A 13,879-nucleotide genomic window follows, 5' to 3' on the forward strand; every position below is an offset into this window, starting at 1 on the left:
CGGCTCAGTCCGACAGCCGCAGCGACAGGTGGTCCTCCAGCTCGCGATAACCGAGCCTGCGGTAAAGGGCGTTGCTGGTCGGGTTGGCGTGGTCGGCGAAGAGCATCACCTGCGCGGCCCCGCGCTCCTGGGCGAGCCGGGTCGCCGCGGCCGTGGCACCGGCGGCGTACCCTCGGCCGCGTCGCGAGGGCGGGGTGTAGACGGGGCCGATCCGGGCGTGGGCGGCCAGTACGTCGGAGGTGGCCGCCAGAGACACCGGGCCCTGGCCGTCGACCTCCCACACGACCAGCTGACCGGCGGCGACCCGACGCCTCGCGAGCGCTTCGATGTACGGGTCCGCGGGAAGCCCCACCTCCGTGAGGAAGGCCTCCAGCCAGGACGTCAGCAGCGCCAGATCCGCCGCCTCGGCGAGCCTCGCCCTGCCCGGGACCGACGCCGGAGCGACCAGCTCGGTCAGCGCGAACAGCCGCTCCGCGCGCTCCACTTCGTACGGACCCCAGGCCCCGCCGAACGCCGACACGACGGTATCGGCCCCTCGCACGCCCACCAGCCCGGTGCCCCGCAGCACCCCCGCGAGCCCACGGGCCGCCTCCTGGGGCATGGGGCCGAGGACCGCCGGGTGCGGCGGTGTACGGAGGTAGGCCCCGGTGACCATGTCACCCTCGGTCCACCAGCCGAAGCGGGCGTCCGGCCACACTCCGGCACGGACCCCCTCGGACACGGTGAGGAGTACGGACGCGCGGGCGAGGTCACCCGCCAGCAACTCCCCTGTGGCCGCACGGAACTTGTGGACGTCTTCGCTCAGTTGCCAGGTCATGGCTCATCGTGACGCGCGGCGCAGCGGAGCGCATGTGTATTTGGGGGCGCAGCGTGCGGCACCCCGCCGTGCCCCGGTCCAGGCCGCTTCCCGGCTCCCGCGCAGGCGCCGTGCGCCGGCTCCGACGGCCTGATTGACCTTCACCTTGGGGAAGGTCGCACGTGGTGCAGTCCATGGTGGACGAGGGACGCATCACCCCGGACGAGGCCGTCTCCCACCCCCAGCGGTCGCTGCTCGTGCGGGCACTGGGCCAGGAAGCCGTCGCACCGGACATGCGCCTGCACGACGTCGGGGCCGGGGACCGGTATCTGCTCTGCTCCGACGGCCTGTCCGCCGTCGTACCGCCCGACGACGTACGGCAGGTCGTCGCGGCGGCCGACAGCCCGGAGCGGGCGGTACGCGAACTCGTCGCCCTGGCCAACGACGCGGGCGGCCCCGACAACGTCAGCTGCGTGGTCGCCGACGTGGTCGCGGCTCGGCGGTAGGTCCGTGCGGGTGAAGACCGGGCCGTAGGGGCGGCGCGCACCACCCACCCGGTCGACTCGACGTGCGACGGACCGTGGGCTGGTTAAGAGTCGTCACAGTCCCCCTCTCGAAGGAGAAACCCATGCTTCGGCGTATTTCCCTGGTGCTGGTCGGTCTGACCGCTGCCGGCTTCATGGCCGCGTCCCCCGCCGCCGCTCACGACTCCGACATCGACGGCGGTTACATCGAGGGCAGCCACGTCCGCGTGGACGGCATCGAGATCGAGACGTTCGAGGCCGGCGCGTTCCACGTCGACTGACCGACGACGCACCGAGAGAAGGGCCGATGGGCTCCCCCGTGGCGCACATCGGCCTTTCTCCATGCCCTCAGAGGCTTCCCGGCGGCCTTGATCGCGCCGAGCAGTCATCAGATTGGCCATCGCAGGGACACGGAGGTGAGTCAATCCTCGCCTCGGACACCGCTTCCGCCCAGGCCGACGGTCGGGCGCCCGGACACCGGCGAGTTCCGCGATTCCTCACCCGGCGACGACGTGAGACGGGGACGGTCGAACCACTCCCTCGTGTCGCGTCCCGTGGTGAGTACGGCAAGCAGCGCGCCCGTCGCCACTCCGGCACCCCAGACGCCCCGGCCGCTCAGCACCGCGACGGCACTCCCGACGGCGACCAGCCAGCCCACGGCGAGCGCGCCGACGCGCACCTTGTCGCCGCCGTCGGCGAACCTCGCCGCGATGACGAGACAGGACCCGGCCAGCGACGCGCAGGCGAGAGCCGCGGCGAGCAGCATGCCCAGCACGAACGCGCCCATCGCACCTGTCTCGAACCTCACCGCGCTCACCGTCAGCCGCACCGCGGGGACGACACCGCACGCGCCCACGACCACGAGCAGGGCGCGCGCCCATCGGGCGGTACCGGGCATCCGGGTCATGCGCGTTCCTCCGATGGACGGGTGGTGCTGGACAGCGCCGGGGTCGCCCCGGGCTGCGCAGGGTCACCGTAACCGTCCGGACCGGTCCACGGGGGTGCCGAGCAGCACCTTTCCCAAGACCTCGTCCCGCGACAGTGCTCGCAGGAAGGGCGTACCTTTCCCGGGGAGGTGGGTCGATGATCGACGGACAGAGCGGTGTGCGCCGTAGGGGCGGGATCGGTATGTCCGTACTCAGCCCGGCCGGCGAGGACGTTTCCACACGGCACGGCTCTCGCACGGCCACCGGCCAAGGACTTGGCGCCGAAACGAACACCCTTGACGGTACTGGGCAGATACTTCGCCCCGAAGTCGCTTACGGGACAGCCCAGTTGGCCAGGTACACCGCCTCGCCATCCGGCGACGTGTCCCGCCCGCACGCACCCGCACACGCCGGAGTCCACCTCGGGCACCGCCACTTCGACGCATCCCACGAGGTGGTGGTGGCATGACCGTCATGGTGGCCGAGACCATCAGGACCGCGCGGCTGGACCTGCTGCCGCTGCTGGTCGAGCACGCCGACGAGATGGCCACGGTGCTGTCCGACCCGGCTCTGCACACCTTCATCGGCGGCACACCGGACACCGTGGAGGGCCTCCGCTCGCGCTACGCACGTATGACCGCGGGTTCTCCCGACCCGGCCGTCTCCTGGCTGAACTGGGTCGTGAGGCTGCGCGACGAGGGGTGCCTGACCGGCACGGTCCAGGCGACGGTCGGCCCCGCCGAGCACGGCCCGGTCGCCGAGGTGGCCTGGGTCGTGGGCTCGGCGTGGCAAGGACGGGGCATCGCCTCGGAAGCGGCCGGGGGACTCGTGGACTGGCTCGGCCGCCGGTCCGTTGGGCGCGTCATCGCACACGTGCACCCCGACCACCACGCGTCCGCCGCGGTCGCCAGAGCCGCCGGCCTGACTCCGACCGACACCGTGCACGACGGTGAGATCCGGTGGCAGCGGGACTGGTGATGCCGGGCGCGAGGGCGGGAGCGTACCGGCGAACCGGGGGCCACGCCCCCGGCTGACCGGCAACTGCCCGACGACGAACGGCAGAGACGGACTCGTACCGTCTCTGCCGTGTCGTGCCGTCGTGCGGTGAAGGTCAAACAGGGCGGTCAGGCCTTGAGGACGACCTTCTCGCAGTTCTCCTGCTTGTTCTTGAAGATGTCGTAACCGTGCGGCGCGTCGCTCAGCGGCATGGTGTGCGTGATGATGCGGGTCGGGTCGATCTCCCCGCGCTCGATGCGTTCGAGCAGCGGCTTCATGTACCGCTGGGCGTGGCACTGCCCGGTGCGCAGGGTCAGCGACCTGTTCATCCAGGCACCCGCCGGGAACTTGTCGACGAAGCCGCCGTAGACGCCGATCACCGAGACCACGCCGCCACTGCGGCACGACGTGATCGCCTGGCGCAGGGCGTGCGGGCGGTCGGTCTCGGAGCGTACGGCCTGCTTGGCCTTGTCGTAGAAGTGCACGTGACCGGCGCCGTGGGACGCCTCCAGGCCCACCGCGTCGATGCACTTGTCCGGGCCGCGCCCGCCGGTCAGGTCCAGCAGGGCCGAACGGACGTCGACTTCCTCGAAGTTGATGGTCGTGTAGCCCTCGGAGGCGGCCATGTCGAGCCGGTAGCCCTCCTTGTCGATCGCGATGACCTGCGCCGCGCCCAGCACCCGGGCGCTGTCCATGGCGAACTGGCCCACCGGGCCCGCGCCCCACACCGCGACGACGTCCCCGTCCTGGATGTCGCACATCTCGGCGCCCATGTATCCGGTGGGGAGGATGTCGGAGAGGAAGAGGACCTGCTCGTCGGTGAGGTCGGACTCGATCTTGAGGGGGTTGAAGTCGGCGAACGGCACGCGCGCGTACTCCGCCTGGCCTCCGGCGTAGCCGCCGGTGAGGTGGGAGTAGCCGAAGATCCCGGCCGTCGGATGACCGAAGAGCTTCTCCGCCATGCCGGCGTTGGGGTTGGAGTTCTCGCAGCAGGAGTACAGCTCGGCCTGGCAGGCGGCACAGGACCCGCAGGCGATCGGGAAGGGCACCACGACCCGGTCCCCGACGCGGAGTTTGTCGGAGTCGACGCCGGGCCCGACCTCGACGACCTCGCCCATGAACTCGTGGCCCAGGATGTCCCCCTTCTGCATGCTGGGGACGTACCCGTCGAGGAGGTGCAGGTCGGAGCCGCAGATCGCCGTCGAGGTGACCTTGATGATGGCATCACGCCGGTTCAGGATCGACGGGTCGGGGACCTTCTTGACCTTGACCTTGTTCTTGCCCATCCAGCAGTTGGCCTTCACGACAGCACCTCCTTGAGCTCGCGCTTGGTCAGTGGCCGGGCGGGGTGCTGGGGGAACTCCTCGCGGGCCTGCTTGCCGCCGGGTGCCCCCTCCGAGCGGACGACCTCCCCGGTCTCCACGACCTGCTTGAAGCGGCGCAGGTCGTCGTCGAGCTGCTGGGACGGTTCCTCGCCGAAGTAGCGGGCCACCGCCTTGCCGAGCGAGCCGGCGGGGAGGTCGTAGCGGAGGGTGACGTGCACCTCGGTGCCCCGGTCCCCGGGGGCTGGCGCGAACCGCACCTCGCCGGAGTTGGCGATGTCGGCGCCTTCGAGTGACCGCCAGGCCAGGATCCGGCCGGGTACGTCCTCGACGATCTCGGCGTCCCACTCCACGGTCTTGCCGAACGGCGCGGACGCCTTCCAGTGGCTGGTGCCTCCTCCGGTGGACCGCACCTCGTCCAGGTGGGCCATGAAGTCCGGCAGCCTGTCGAGCTGCTGCCAGTGGGCGTACACCTCGTCCGGGGATCGCATGAGGGTGGTGCTGGCGGTGAGTTCCATGGGCGTGCTCCTGCTCGAACGGCTCACGGCCGCGTAGACGTCGGTGACCGCGATCGCCGCCACGGCCGCCGTGACGAACGCCGTGCGGCGGATGCCGCGGCCGTCGTGGTTCCTCAGTGCTCTGGTCAGCAGCGCCAGGTCGATGGCGTCCCCGCCGACGCGGGCCCACAGCCAGGCGGGGTGCGGCTTCGCGAGGAGGCCGGCCGCCGCCGTCAGCTCGCGTGCTCCCACCGCCACGGTGGCCAGCCGGTGGCGCGGCTCGCCCGCCACCCCGAGGCCCAGCGCGACCGGCCCGGGCTTGACCACCTGCGGCACCCCGAGCAGCGCACTGGCCCAGCCGAGACCGCGGACCAGCGGATCGTGCCGCAGGGCGGCGGGCGAACTCCGCGGCCGGTCCGAGGCGGGTGGTGTCCCGCCGGGCGGGCTCTCGGTTCGCGTACGTGGTTCCAGTCCGGTCGTCATGGTTCACTCCTGAACGAGTCGGGCGTGAAGGCGGGCATGTCGTCGCTTCAGCGCTCTGCGGCCACTGTGACGAGCACCCGGATCCGGGCGATCCAAACAAACAACGCCGGATCACCCGCCGGACCGGGTCCCACCTGTCCGGGACGGGGGTACGGCGGCCAGGGCGCGCGAGCGCCCCCGTAGCGGCGACCAGGCACGTTTGCCGTACGCCCTCACGGAGACCCGCCGGCGTGACAACAGCCCTTCAGGAGTGGGAGGTGCGACGATCATGCCCGATCCCCAGCAGCCCGAGCTGCGGCGCAGCGACAAGGGAGCGGCGACGCCGGAGGACAGCCAGTCGCTGAAGGCATCGCAGCCCGCCGAGGGAGGCGGGCGCGCCAAGGGCACGGACCGTGGTGACAAGGGCGGCGGCGAGGGCGGCGGCACGCCGCCGGACCAGCAGCCGGACCACCCCGCCTGAGCGACCGCCAGGGCGGCCGGCCCCGACAGGCACAGGGCCCAGGACGGCGAGCGGCCACCGGCGGCTCGCCGTCCGCGCATGTCCTTGCCCCGGAAACAGTTGAAGTTTCCCCGGCACGAGTCTTGACGCTCCGTACCTACTGGTCAGTACGCTCACGCCACCCCTCGACGAACACCGGTGTTCTCCCCCGCCGCGTCCCACCAACGCGCCCGCGGCACGCCCCCACGTGCCCAGGGCCCTCGGCTCTCCCGTGACCCGGGAACCGTTCCCCCGTGCCCCGGGCTGTCCTCGTCCCATGGCCGGGGAACCACGCGACGCCCTCCTGTTCCGTCCGAAGCGCCGTCGCGCGCTGTACGACCCCACCCCTGGGAGATTCCCCGATGAAGAGATCCCTCGTGATCTCGGCCGTCGCCACGGCCACCGCTCTGTTCGCCGCGCAGGCGTCGGTCCCCGCCGAAGCGTCGAGCGCCTCCGCATTCCGCTCCTCCAGCAACCCGATCCTGTTCGTACACGGCTACACCGGCGACGGAGGCAACTGGAACACGATGGCGGCCCGGTTCGCGAACGACGGCTGGCCGTCGACGCACCTGGACCAGTGGTCGTACAACTGGCGCCAGTCGAACGCCGTCACCGCACAGCAACTGGCCGCGGAGGTGGACCGGTTGCTCGCCGCCACCGGCGCCACCAAGGTCGACATCGTCAGCCACTCGATGGGCGGCCTCTCCTCGCGCTACTTCCTGAAGAACCTCGGCGGCACGTCCGAGGTGGACGCCTGGGTGTCGCTGGGCGGCCCGAACCACGGGACCGACAGCGCCAACTCCTGCTTCGACACGTCATGTACGGAGATGCGCGTCGGCTCCTCCTTCCTCGGGGCGCTCAACTCCGGTGACGAGAGCCCCGGTTCGCCCCGGTACGCGACCTGGTGGTCGCCCTGCGACACGGTGATCAACCCGGACAGTTCCGTGGCGGTGTCCGGCGCCGTCAACACCAGGACCGCCTGCCTGAGCCACACCGGCCTGTTCGACGACGCGACGGTGTACGCCCAGTCCCGGGACATGATCAACAGCTAGGAAGTCCGGGGCGGTACGGCGTGCGCTCCGTCCGGGACCGCACGCCGTACCGCCCGCCGGCTCAGCCGATCCGGGCCTCTCCGTAGGGCACCAGGCGCACCGGCCCCACCAGCCCGTACGCCGCGCGCGCCAGGCCCCCGTAGACCGCCGGGTCGCTGACCCGCAGCCGGTTGGCGAGTGGTGTGGCGACCTCCACCTCGATGACGTTGCGGCCTTGCCGCAGCAGCCCGCCGAGGTCCACCACCGGGCGGATCTGGTCGACCGGGTCCAGGCGGTGTCCGTTGACGGTGACGCGGCACGTGTCGGTGACCGTGCCGAGCTGGAGGTACGCGCCGTGGCCGCCGCTCCAGCCCTCGCCGAGGGTGACCGTGGTGCGGTAGCGGCCGATGCCCGAGACGTCGGCGAGTGCGGGGATCTGCGACCAGGGCAGCAGGGCGTCCAGGTCGAGGTCGTGTTCGACGACCGTGGTGCGGGTGGCCGTGGGGCCGGGCCGCCAGTCCTCGACGTGCAGCTGCCACGCCGTCAGTTCGGTGACCGACGGGACGTCCTTCAGGGTCGTGCGGACGGTGCGCCCCTGGGACAGGACCGTGCGGTAGGTGCCCGACTGCGAGGCACGGACGGTGAGGCCGTCCTCGGTGAAGCGCACCTGCTCCGCCTCGCTGTCGACGGCGTGCGGGCGGTTGCCGTGGCGGTCCCCGAACAGGCCGGGCCTGCCGATGGCCACGATCTGCATCTGCGCCTGCTGGAGGGCGACGCGCACGGTGACCGTGTCCTCGTCCTCGGTGTAGCGGGCGATCCGCTCGACCCGCCCGGACCACGGGTCGAGGAGGTACGGCACCCCGTCTCCGCTGGTGCGGGACAGGGTCACCTCGTGATCGATGGCGGCCACGGGCGGCTTGACGGTCTCGGCGTGCTTGCCGTTGCAGAGGTAGTAGTAGTCCACCCCGTCGGCCACCCGGTGGAAGTTCAGCAACGTGGAGGAGGTCGCGTACCGCACGTCGGGCCGCACCCCCAGCTCGGCGAGCGCGGTCGGCACCGCCGTCTTGTCGCCGACCCGCCTGACCAGCGGCTCGGCGAGCAAACTCGCGACGACGGACCGCAGTTCGTCGGTCTCCCCGCTGTCGGGCACGCCGGACGGCACGACGGTGTCCCAGGCTCCGAGGAGCACGATGGGCAGGCCGGCCCGGGTGAGCCGGAGCAGGGCGCGCGCGTCGGAGAGGGCCAGCGTGATGCTGGAGCCGTAGAAGAAGTCCCCCTCGACGAACAGCGCCTTGTACGCGGGGCCGTCGGGGGCGAGCCGGCCGCGGCGCACGGTGGCGGAGGGCAGATCGAGCAGTGGCCCGCTGAGGAACTGGTGGGTCCAGCCGGAGGTGATGCCGCTCGCGGTGAACCAGGAGGCGCCGATGCCCGTCGCCGAGTAGCCGGTCTGCCGGAAGACCGCCACGTCCGCCCGCGCCCGGCCGGTCTGCAGCACCCGGTGGACGCGGCTGAGGCAGCCCGCGATGTCCGGGACGTGCTTCCAGGTCGCGTGCCGGGGGCCCCATGACTCGCCGTAGCCCGCGGTCCCCTTGTACGGGGTGAAGGCCGCGTAGCCCGGCCAGTCGACGCCCGGCAGCTCGGCGTAGGAGAAGCCGTGGACGACCGTCTGGTTGACTCCGGCGGCGTAGGCGCCGCCCATGGTGCGCAGGAACTTCTGCCAGGTGGTGCTGTATGCCCCTCCCGCGTAGGCACCCGCCTCGCACGACAGCACGGTGTGGCCGGCCATGTCACGGCCGCCGGCCAGACACCGGTAGTCGTCCAGGTTCTTGAAGCCCAGGGACTCCCCCTCGGGGATGTCCAGGAGCGCGGCGGAGGCGATGGAGTCGGTCTGCAGGCCGTACGGCTGTGCGCGCAGTTCCAGGCCGAGGCCGTGGGCCCAGGTACGCAGTGCCGTGACGTGGTGCTTGTTGTAGAGGGCGCTGACGGTCTCCCAGAAGTCGTGCCTGATCTGCCGGGTGGCGGCGGCCTCGAAGGCGAAGACCTGGTTGCTGTTGCCGAGGACGACAGCCGGCAGGAGGGGCAGCAGGGAGCGTCCGGTGTGCTTCTCGAAGGCCTCAGGCAGTCCCGGCGTCCACTGAAGACCGTCGGTCTCCAGCTCGATGGAGTCCTCGAACAGGGCCCCGCCGGAGACCTTCAGGAGCCGGCGGACGGCGGGCGTGAGGATGTGGGCTTCCCAGAAGTCGGTCACCGCGCGCGTGCCGGCCGCGCTGAAGTGGTCCACCACGTAGGCCGCGGGAGCGGTGTGCGGGCCGGCCTCGGGGGTCTGGCCCGACCCGCGTACCCAGTACGAGATGAGGACGTAGGTGCCGTCGACCGGCGCGGTCCAGTCGAGGGTGCCGTCCTTGACGGCTGGAGTGAGGTCTCGTACCGAGTCCTGGGCAAGGCCGGTCTCCTTGCGGGTGGAGTTGGCGGTGTCGACCCGTGCCGCCTGCACCAGCAGCAGTTCCTGCTTGGTCACGCCTGCCTCCGCCGTGTACACGGGGGCCGGCACGGGTCCCGAGTGGCTGCCGCCGGGGGCCAGCGTGACCGTGCCGTAGGCGAGTTCCTTGACGGCCGCGTCGCTGTCGGGGGTGATGCCGGGCACCGCGGCGGGCCAGCTCGGGCCGATGGTGAGGTCCACGGTGATGCCACGTCGGGCCGCCTGGCTCAGTGCGGCCTCCACACCGGCGACCCAGGCGGCGCCGCCCCAGCCGTGCCGCTCGGTGTCCAGCACCGAGGTGTCGCTGACGCTGTGGTGCACGGCGGCGATCTCCGCACCGCCGAACCCGGCGTCGGCGATCTGGTCGATCTCCCGCCGGATCTCGTCCGGTTGGACCAGCCCGTCCGGCCACCACCAGCGGAACTTCGGTGCCACGGCCCGCCCCGGCCGGGCGAAGAAGTCGGCATTGAAACGTTCAATGACCGCGTCCGCGGACGCGTCGGCCGCCGCGACGGCGGGCGTCCCCCAGTCGAGGGCCCCTGCGGCTGCCGTGGCAACGGCGGCACCCAGCAGCGTACGGCGGCGAAACCCGGGGCTCGGGTGAGTGGCGGAGTGGTCGTTCATGTTCTGGTTCACTTCCCGGAGGGCAGCACGAGGAGACCCCCTAAGGGCCTGCGGTTTTGAATCGTTTAAATCGTGTCGAAGCTAGATCCGTTGCTCTGAGAGCGTCAAGGCTCGTGCACGCGCGAATTCGCGGGACGCGGCATGAAGCCCGGGTGGCCCCTGTCGCAGCCGGTGACCTCACTGGCCCCAAGGACCGGGGTCACCACTCGGATGCCACGCTTGCGAAAACTTCGCGTACGTTCCCAAACCGACGCGTACGGCTGCGTGGGCGTGGCCTGCTTGACCCGCCGGTCGGCCACCAGCAAAGTCGGGCATGCGGCACGGTGGAAGCGCCGCATCCGTCTGCCGACTGTTCCCTGATCATGGGTGACGGACGGCCCTGACGCTCAGGAGCGGCTGGTCCGATGGTCCTCGACCTGGTGGTGATCGGTACGGCCATCAGTCTGGGGCCTTTGCACAACAGCGCCTTCATCCTTCTGCTTTCCGCGCGGAGCGGCGTTCGTCTGGGTCTGGCCTTCCTGTTGTCGTGGCTGGCCAACCTGGTCGCCGTGATCGCCGTCGTGGTGCTGCTGACGGGCGGTCAGCCGCCGGCCCGCCACAGCACGCCTTCGACTGCCGCGATCGCCGCGAAACTCGCCATCGGTCTGGGCCTTGTGCTGTACGGCGCGCACCGGCGGCGCAGGCCGCCCCGCCCGCACGGCCCACCGCGCTGGGCCGCCCGGATCGACAACGCCTCCTGGGTCACGGCAGCCGGTGTGGCGTGGCTGCTGCAGCCTTGGGGCTTGGTTGGCGCCGGTGCCGCGACGGCCCTGAAGGCCAACCTCTCCACTGCCGGCGACTGGTTCGCACTGACGGGGTACTGCCTGCTGGCCACCCTGAGCCTCATCGTCATGGAGATGTACGCGGTCTGGGCACCTGCGGCCGCGAAGAGCCGGCTGAACGCACTGCGGAACTGGCTGGGCCGGCACCAAGAGCAGCTGATCATCACGCTCTCTCTGCTCGCCGGCCTGTGGCTGATGGCCGTGAGCATCTACCAGTTGATCACCTGACGCAGGGGGCGCGAGTTGCGATCACACTCTCTCCCGGTCCGAAGGTGACCGACAAGGAACTACGCCTCCCAGGCCAACCTGCTTGATTCGCAAGGCATCGGGCCAGGGGACGAGGTCGCGCTCCCCTGTCCGAGCATGTCGTGGTTCCCGGTCGTCCACTACGGGGCCCTAGGCATGTCAACCGCCGACGAGGTGGACGCGACTTGGGGCGCAGGCTTACCCGCGTGTGCCTCGACGGTCCGGTCTCCTACCCTGGCCGAGGTCGCAGAACAGGGGAATCGGATGAGCATGTACTTCGACGCCGGTGACGAGACGTTGTGGAACCCGTCGACCGGTTCCGGACGCCTGTTCCTGCGACAGCTCCAGGTCTTCGAGGCGGAGCTGGGGCTTCCCTCGGGAATCGGCCAGGGCGCGCACTGGGGCGACCCGGACACCCTTGAGGTCGATCCCGCGGCGTACGGGGAGTTCACCCGCGCCTTGGTCAGCCGGCACTGCGGGACGAGCAACTCCGTGACCCTCGCCCTCTCCGAGGGGTTCGTGGCGATCGCACTGGCCCTCGCCCGGCGCGCGGGAATCGAAGTGGAGGTGCCCGGCGCGGCTCCCGTCACGGGCGACGAGGATGACCGGCGTGGCGTACACGTCGGCGGTCCTCGGCCCGTGCCGGCTGTCGCCCACGCGCTGGAGGCGCGGGCGCGGGAGTTGGACCGCTCGATCACCGCCTGAGCCGACCCGCCGCGACGACCGCCCTCGGGCCTTCCGCGGCCTGCTCGTCACCCGGATATGTCGATCAGGATGCTGCCCCGCCCTCGGCGTCCACGCGGTCGTGTGCGGCAGCGAACGTGCCCAGTGGGAAACGCGCACCGACATCGGCAGTGAGGGCGCACATGGCCGCGCCGGCGGTGAGGTCTGCCTCTGGGCATCGGCCTTGGCACCTTCCGCTGGGTCGTGGAGCGCACGCTCGCATGACCGGCGGCCGGACGTCGAGGGAACTCATCGGGGGCGAAGGGCGAAGTAGAGATGAAAGCCCAAGCCTTCGAAGCGTTCCCCAGAACGAGAGGAGCCCCGATGACCGTCGAACCAGGCGTCCGCACGGGGGTGGACAGCGATGCCTCGGTCATTGCGCGGTCCCGGGATGAGCCCGAGGCATTCGCCGTGCTCTTCGACCGGCACGCGGATGCGGTACACCGTTATCTGGCCCGTAGGCTCGGCGGCGAGTCGGCCGACGACCTCATGGCAGAGACCTTCACCACTGCTTTCCAGCAGCGGCACCGGTACGACCCCGCGCGGGTCACCGGCGACGGCGCCAGGCCCTGGCTGCTCGGCATTGCGACCAACCTGGTCAGCCGGCACCGGCGGGCCGAGGCCCGCCGCTTCAAGGCCCTGGCGCGCATCCCGGCTCCCGCCGACCACGAGGAGCCGCTGGCCGATCGTGTCGCGGCCACGGTGGGGGCACGGGCCGTACGCCGCGAGCTGGCGGCGGCACTGGCCGCGCTGCCCGCTCGGCACCGGGACGTGCTGCTGCTGGTGGCGTGGGGCGGCCTCGGCTACGAGGAGGCGGCCCAGGCCCTCGGTGTCCCCATCGGCACGGTCAGATCACGGCTGCATCGGGCTCGCAGCAAGCTACGCGAAGCGTTGGGCGGATCCGATCCGACGACACTGCGAGAGGCATCCGGCCATGAGTGACGAACTCGAACTTCTGCGGGACTGGGACACTGACGCCGGCCCGCTCACCGAACCGGCCCGGGCACAGGCCCGGTACCGACTGCTCAACACGATGGCGCGCACGGAGCGGCACTCCGACACCGGTCTCAGCCGTCGCCGCGCGCTGCGCCTCGCGACGGCCGGGATGGTCGCCATGGCGATCACCGGGACGGCGGTGCTTATCACCAGCGAAGGCGAAGGCCCGGATCGCGCGGGCACGGTCGCCCCGCAGATGGAGAACGCCGCCGCTGCGAAGGTGCTGAACGGGGCGGCTGTGTACGCGGGCAATCAGGAGACGGCCGTAGCGCCGCGCGACGACCAGTTCATCTATTCGAAGCGAATCATCAAGGAGACGGACCGGAAGACCGGCAAGGTAAAGACCTTTGTGGACGTGAACTGGGACTCGGTGGACGGCTCCAAGCGCTCCCTGACCATGGAGCGCGGCAACGTGATCTGGGAGGAGCCGATGGAGGAGGGCAGCTTCGTGTGGCCTCCCCGGGAGTGGAGCAAGCTCAAGAAGCTCCCGACCGATCCGAAGAAGCTCGTTCCGGCCCTCGTCTCCGCCCGCGGCACGACCGACCGGTCGATCGACGACCTCGCCGGCTTCGACTGGTTCCACGCCTACTTCATGCTCGGCGAGCTCCTGAAATGGCCGGTGCTGCCCGAGGGACTGCGCCCCGCCGCTTACGAGGCGCTGGCCCTGGTGCCCGGGGTCAAAGCGATTCCGGGAGTGAAGGATTCTGCCGGTCGCACGGGAGTGGGGATCGCTTACACCGGGGAGGGTTCCCAGAAGGGCAGCTACCTCATCTTTGATGCGGAGTCCTATGAATTCCTGGGCTTCCGCAGTGAGGGGTCCACCGCTTCCGGCAGGACATATGTCCAGCTGTCGCACACGGTGGAATGGGCGATCGTCGACCGTCTGAGGCAGCGCCCCTAGGACCCCTTGGCCTCGGGTTTCGTGACGGTTGTGCTG

Annotated in this window: 13 protein-coding genes and 1 pseudogene; 9 read left to right on the plus strand and 5 right to left on the minus strand. The window is 70.9% G+C overall.

Features of this window, described 5'->3' with window-relative positions:
- Positions 1-4 precede the first annotated feature (4 nt).
- Complete coding sequence (locus tag ACZ4VA_RS06330) at positions 5-817, minus strand: GNAT family N-acetyltransferase (protein ID WP_356172193.1); 813 nt, start codon at positions 815-817, stop codon at positions 5-7.
- A 161-nt stretch (positions 818-978) separates the two neighbouring features.
- On the opposite strand from ACZ4VA_RS06330, the pseudogene ACZ4VA_RS06335 reads away from it, so the two are divergent.
- A pseudogene (locus ACZ4VA_RS06335) lies at positions 979-1,302 on the plus strand (PP2C family protein-serine/threonine phosphatase); the annotation flags it as partial.
- A 122-nt stretch (positions 1,303-1,424) separates the two neighbouring features.
- Positions 1,425-1,601 (plus strand): hypothetical protein, encoded by a 177-nt coding sequence (locus tag ACZ4VA_RS06340; protein WP_355793132.1) that lies wholly within the window; start codon positions 1,425-1,427, stop codon positions 1,599-1,601.
- A gap of 140 nt (positions 1,602-1,741) precedes the next feature.
- On the opposite strand, the gene ACZ4VA_RS06345 is transcribed toward ACZ4VA_RS06340, so the two are convergent.
- Positions 1,742-2,227, minus strand: coding sequence for a hypothetical protein (locus ACZ4VA_RS06345; protein ID WP_355793130.1), 486 nt, complete (start codon positions 2,225-2,227; stop codon positions 1,742-1,744).
- 484 nt (positions 2,228-2,711) lie between these two features.
- On the opposite strand from ACZ4VA_RS06345, the gene ACZ4VA_RS06350 reads away from it, so the two are divergent.
- A complete protein-coding gene (locus ACZ4VA_RS06350) occupies positions 2,712-3,224 on the plus strand; it encodes a GNAT family N-acetyltransferase (protein ID WP_355793128.1) in 513 nt (170 codons plus the stop codon).
- A 146-nt stretch (positions 3,225-3,370) separates the two neighbouring features.
- Here the strand turns inward: ACZ4VA_RS06350 and ACZ4VA_RS06355 are convergent, their stop codons facing one another.
- Positions 3,371-4,546, minus strand: a complete 1,176-nt coding sequence (locus ACZ4VA_RS06355; protein WP_388905199.1) for a zinc-dependent alcohol dehydrogenase — start codon at positions 4,544-4,546, stop codon at positions 3,371-3,373.
- On the minus strand, positions 4,543-5,544 hold the full coding sequence (locus ACZ4VA_RS06360; RefSeq protein ID WP_356172202.1) for an SRPBCC family protein: 1,002 nt from the start codon (positions 5,542-5,544) through the stop codon (positions 4,543-4,545). The genes ACZ4VA_RS06355 and ACZ4VA_RS06360 overlap by 4 nt, the downstream gene beginning before the upstream one ends.
- A 268-nt stretch (positions 5,545-5,812) precedes the next feature.
- Between ACZ4VA_RS06360 and ACZ4VA_RS06365 the strand changes: the two genes are divergently transcribed.
- Positions 5,813-6,004: a hypothetical protein gene (locus ACZ4VA_RS06365; RefSeq protein WP_355794834.1), complete on the plus strand. Its 192-nt coding sequence runs from the start codon at positions 5,813-5,815 to the stop codon at positions 6,002-6,004.
- A gap of 380 nt (positions 6,005-6,384) precedes the next feature.
- Positions 6,385-7,074, plus strand: coding sequence for an esterase/lipase family protein (locus ACZ4VA_RS06370; RefSeq protein WP_468080099.1), 690 nt, complete (start codon positions 6,385-6,387; stop codon positions 7,072-7,074).
- A gap of 61 nt (positions 7,075-7,135) precedes the next feature.
- On the opposite strand, the gene ACZ4VA_RS06375 is transcribed toward ACZ4VA_RS06370, so the two are convergent.
- On the minus strand, positions 7,136-10,156 hold the full coding sequence (locus ACZ4VA_RS06375) for a glycosyl hydrolase (RefSeq protein ID WP_468080333.1): 3,021 nt from the start codon (positions 10,154-10,156) through the stop codon (positions 7,136-7,138).
- A gap of 404 nt (positions 10,157-10,560) precedes the next feature.
- Here ACZ4VA_RS06375 and ACZ4VA_RS06380 point away from each other — a divergent pair, with 404 nt between their 5' ends.
- From ACZ4VA_RS06380 to ACZ4VA_RS06395, 4 genes are all read left to right on the plus strand, one after another.
- On the plus strand, positions 10,561-11,205 hold the full coding sequence (locus tag ACZ4VA_RS06380) for a GAP family protein (protein WP_452922617.1): 645 nt from the start codon (positions 10,561-10,563) through the stop codon (positions 11,203-11,205).
- A 282-nt stretch (positions 11,206-11,487) separates the two neighbouring features.
- A complete protein-coding gene (locus ACZ4VA_RS06385; RefSeq protein ID WP_355793423.1) occupies positions 11,488-11,928 on the plus strand; it encodes a DUF6086 family protein in 441 nt (146 codons plus the stop codon).
- A gap of 342 nt (positions 11,929-12,270) precedes the next feature.
- Entirely contained in the window at positions 12,271-12,888 is a 618-nt protein-coding gene (locus tag ACZ4VA_RS06390; protein ID WP_468080101.1) for an RNA polymerase sigma factor, read from the plus strand.
- On the plus strand, positions 12,881-13,843 hold the full coding sequence (locus tag ACZ4VA_RS06395; RefSeq protein ID WP_356172217.1) for a CU044_5270 family protein: 963 nt from the start codon (positions 12,881-12,883) through the stop codon (positions 13,841-13,843). Before ACZ4VA_RS06390 ends, ACZ4VA_RS06395 begins: the two co-directional genes overlap by 8 nt.
- The last annotated feature ends 36 nt before the right edge of the window (positions 13,844-13,879 follow it).

This window comes from Streptomyces sp. NPDC028308 (assembly GCF_055565855.1).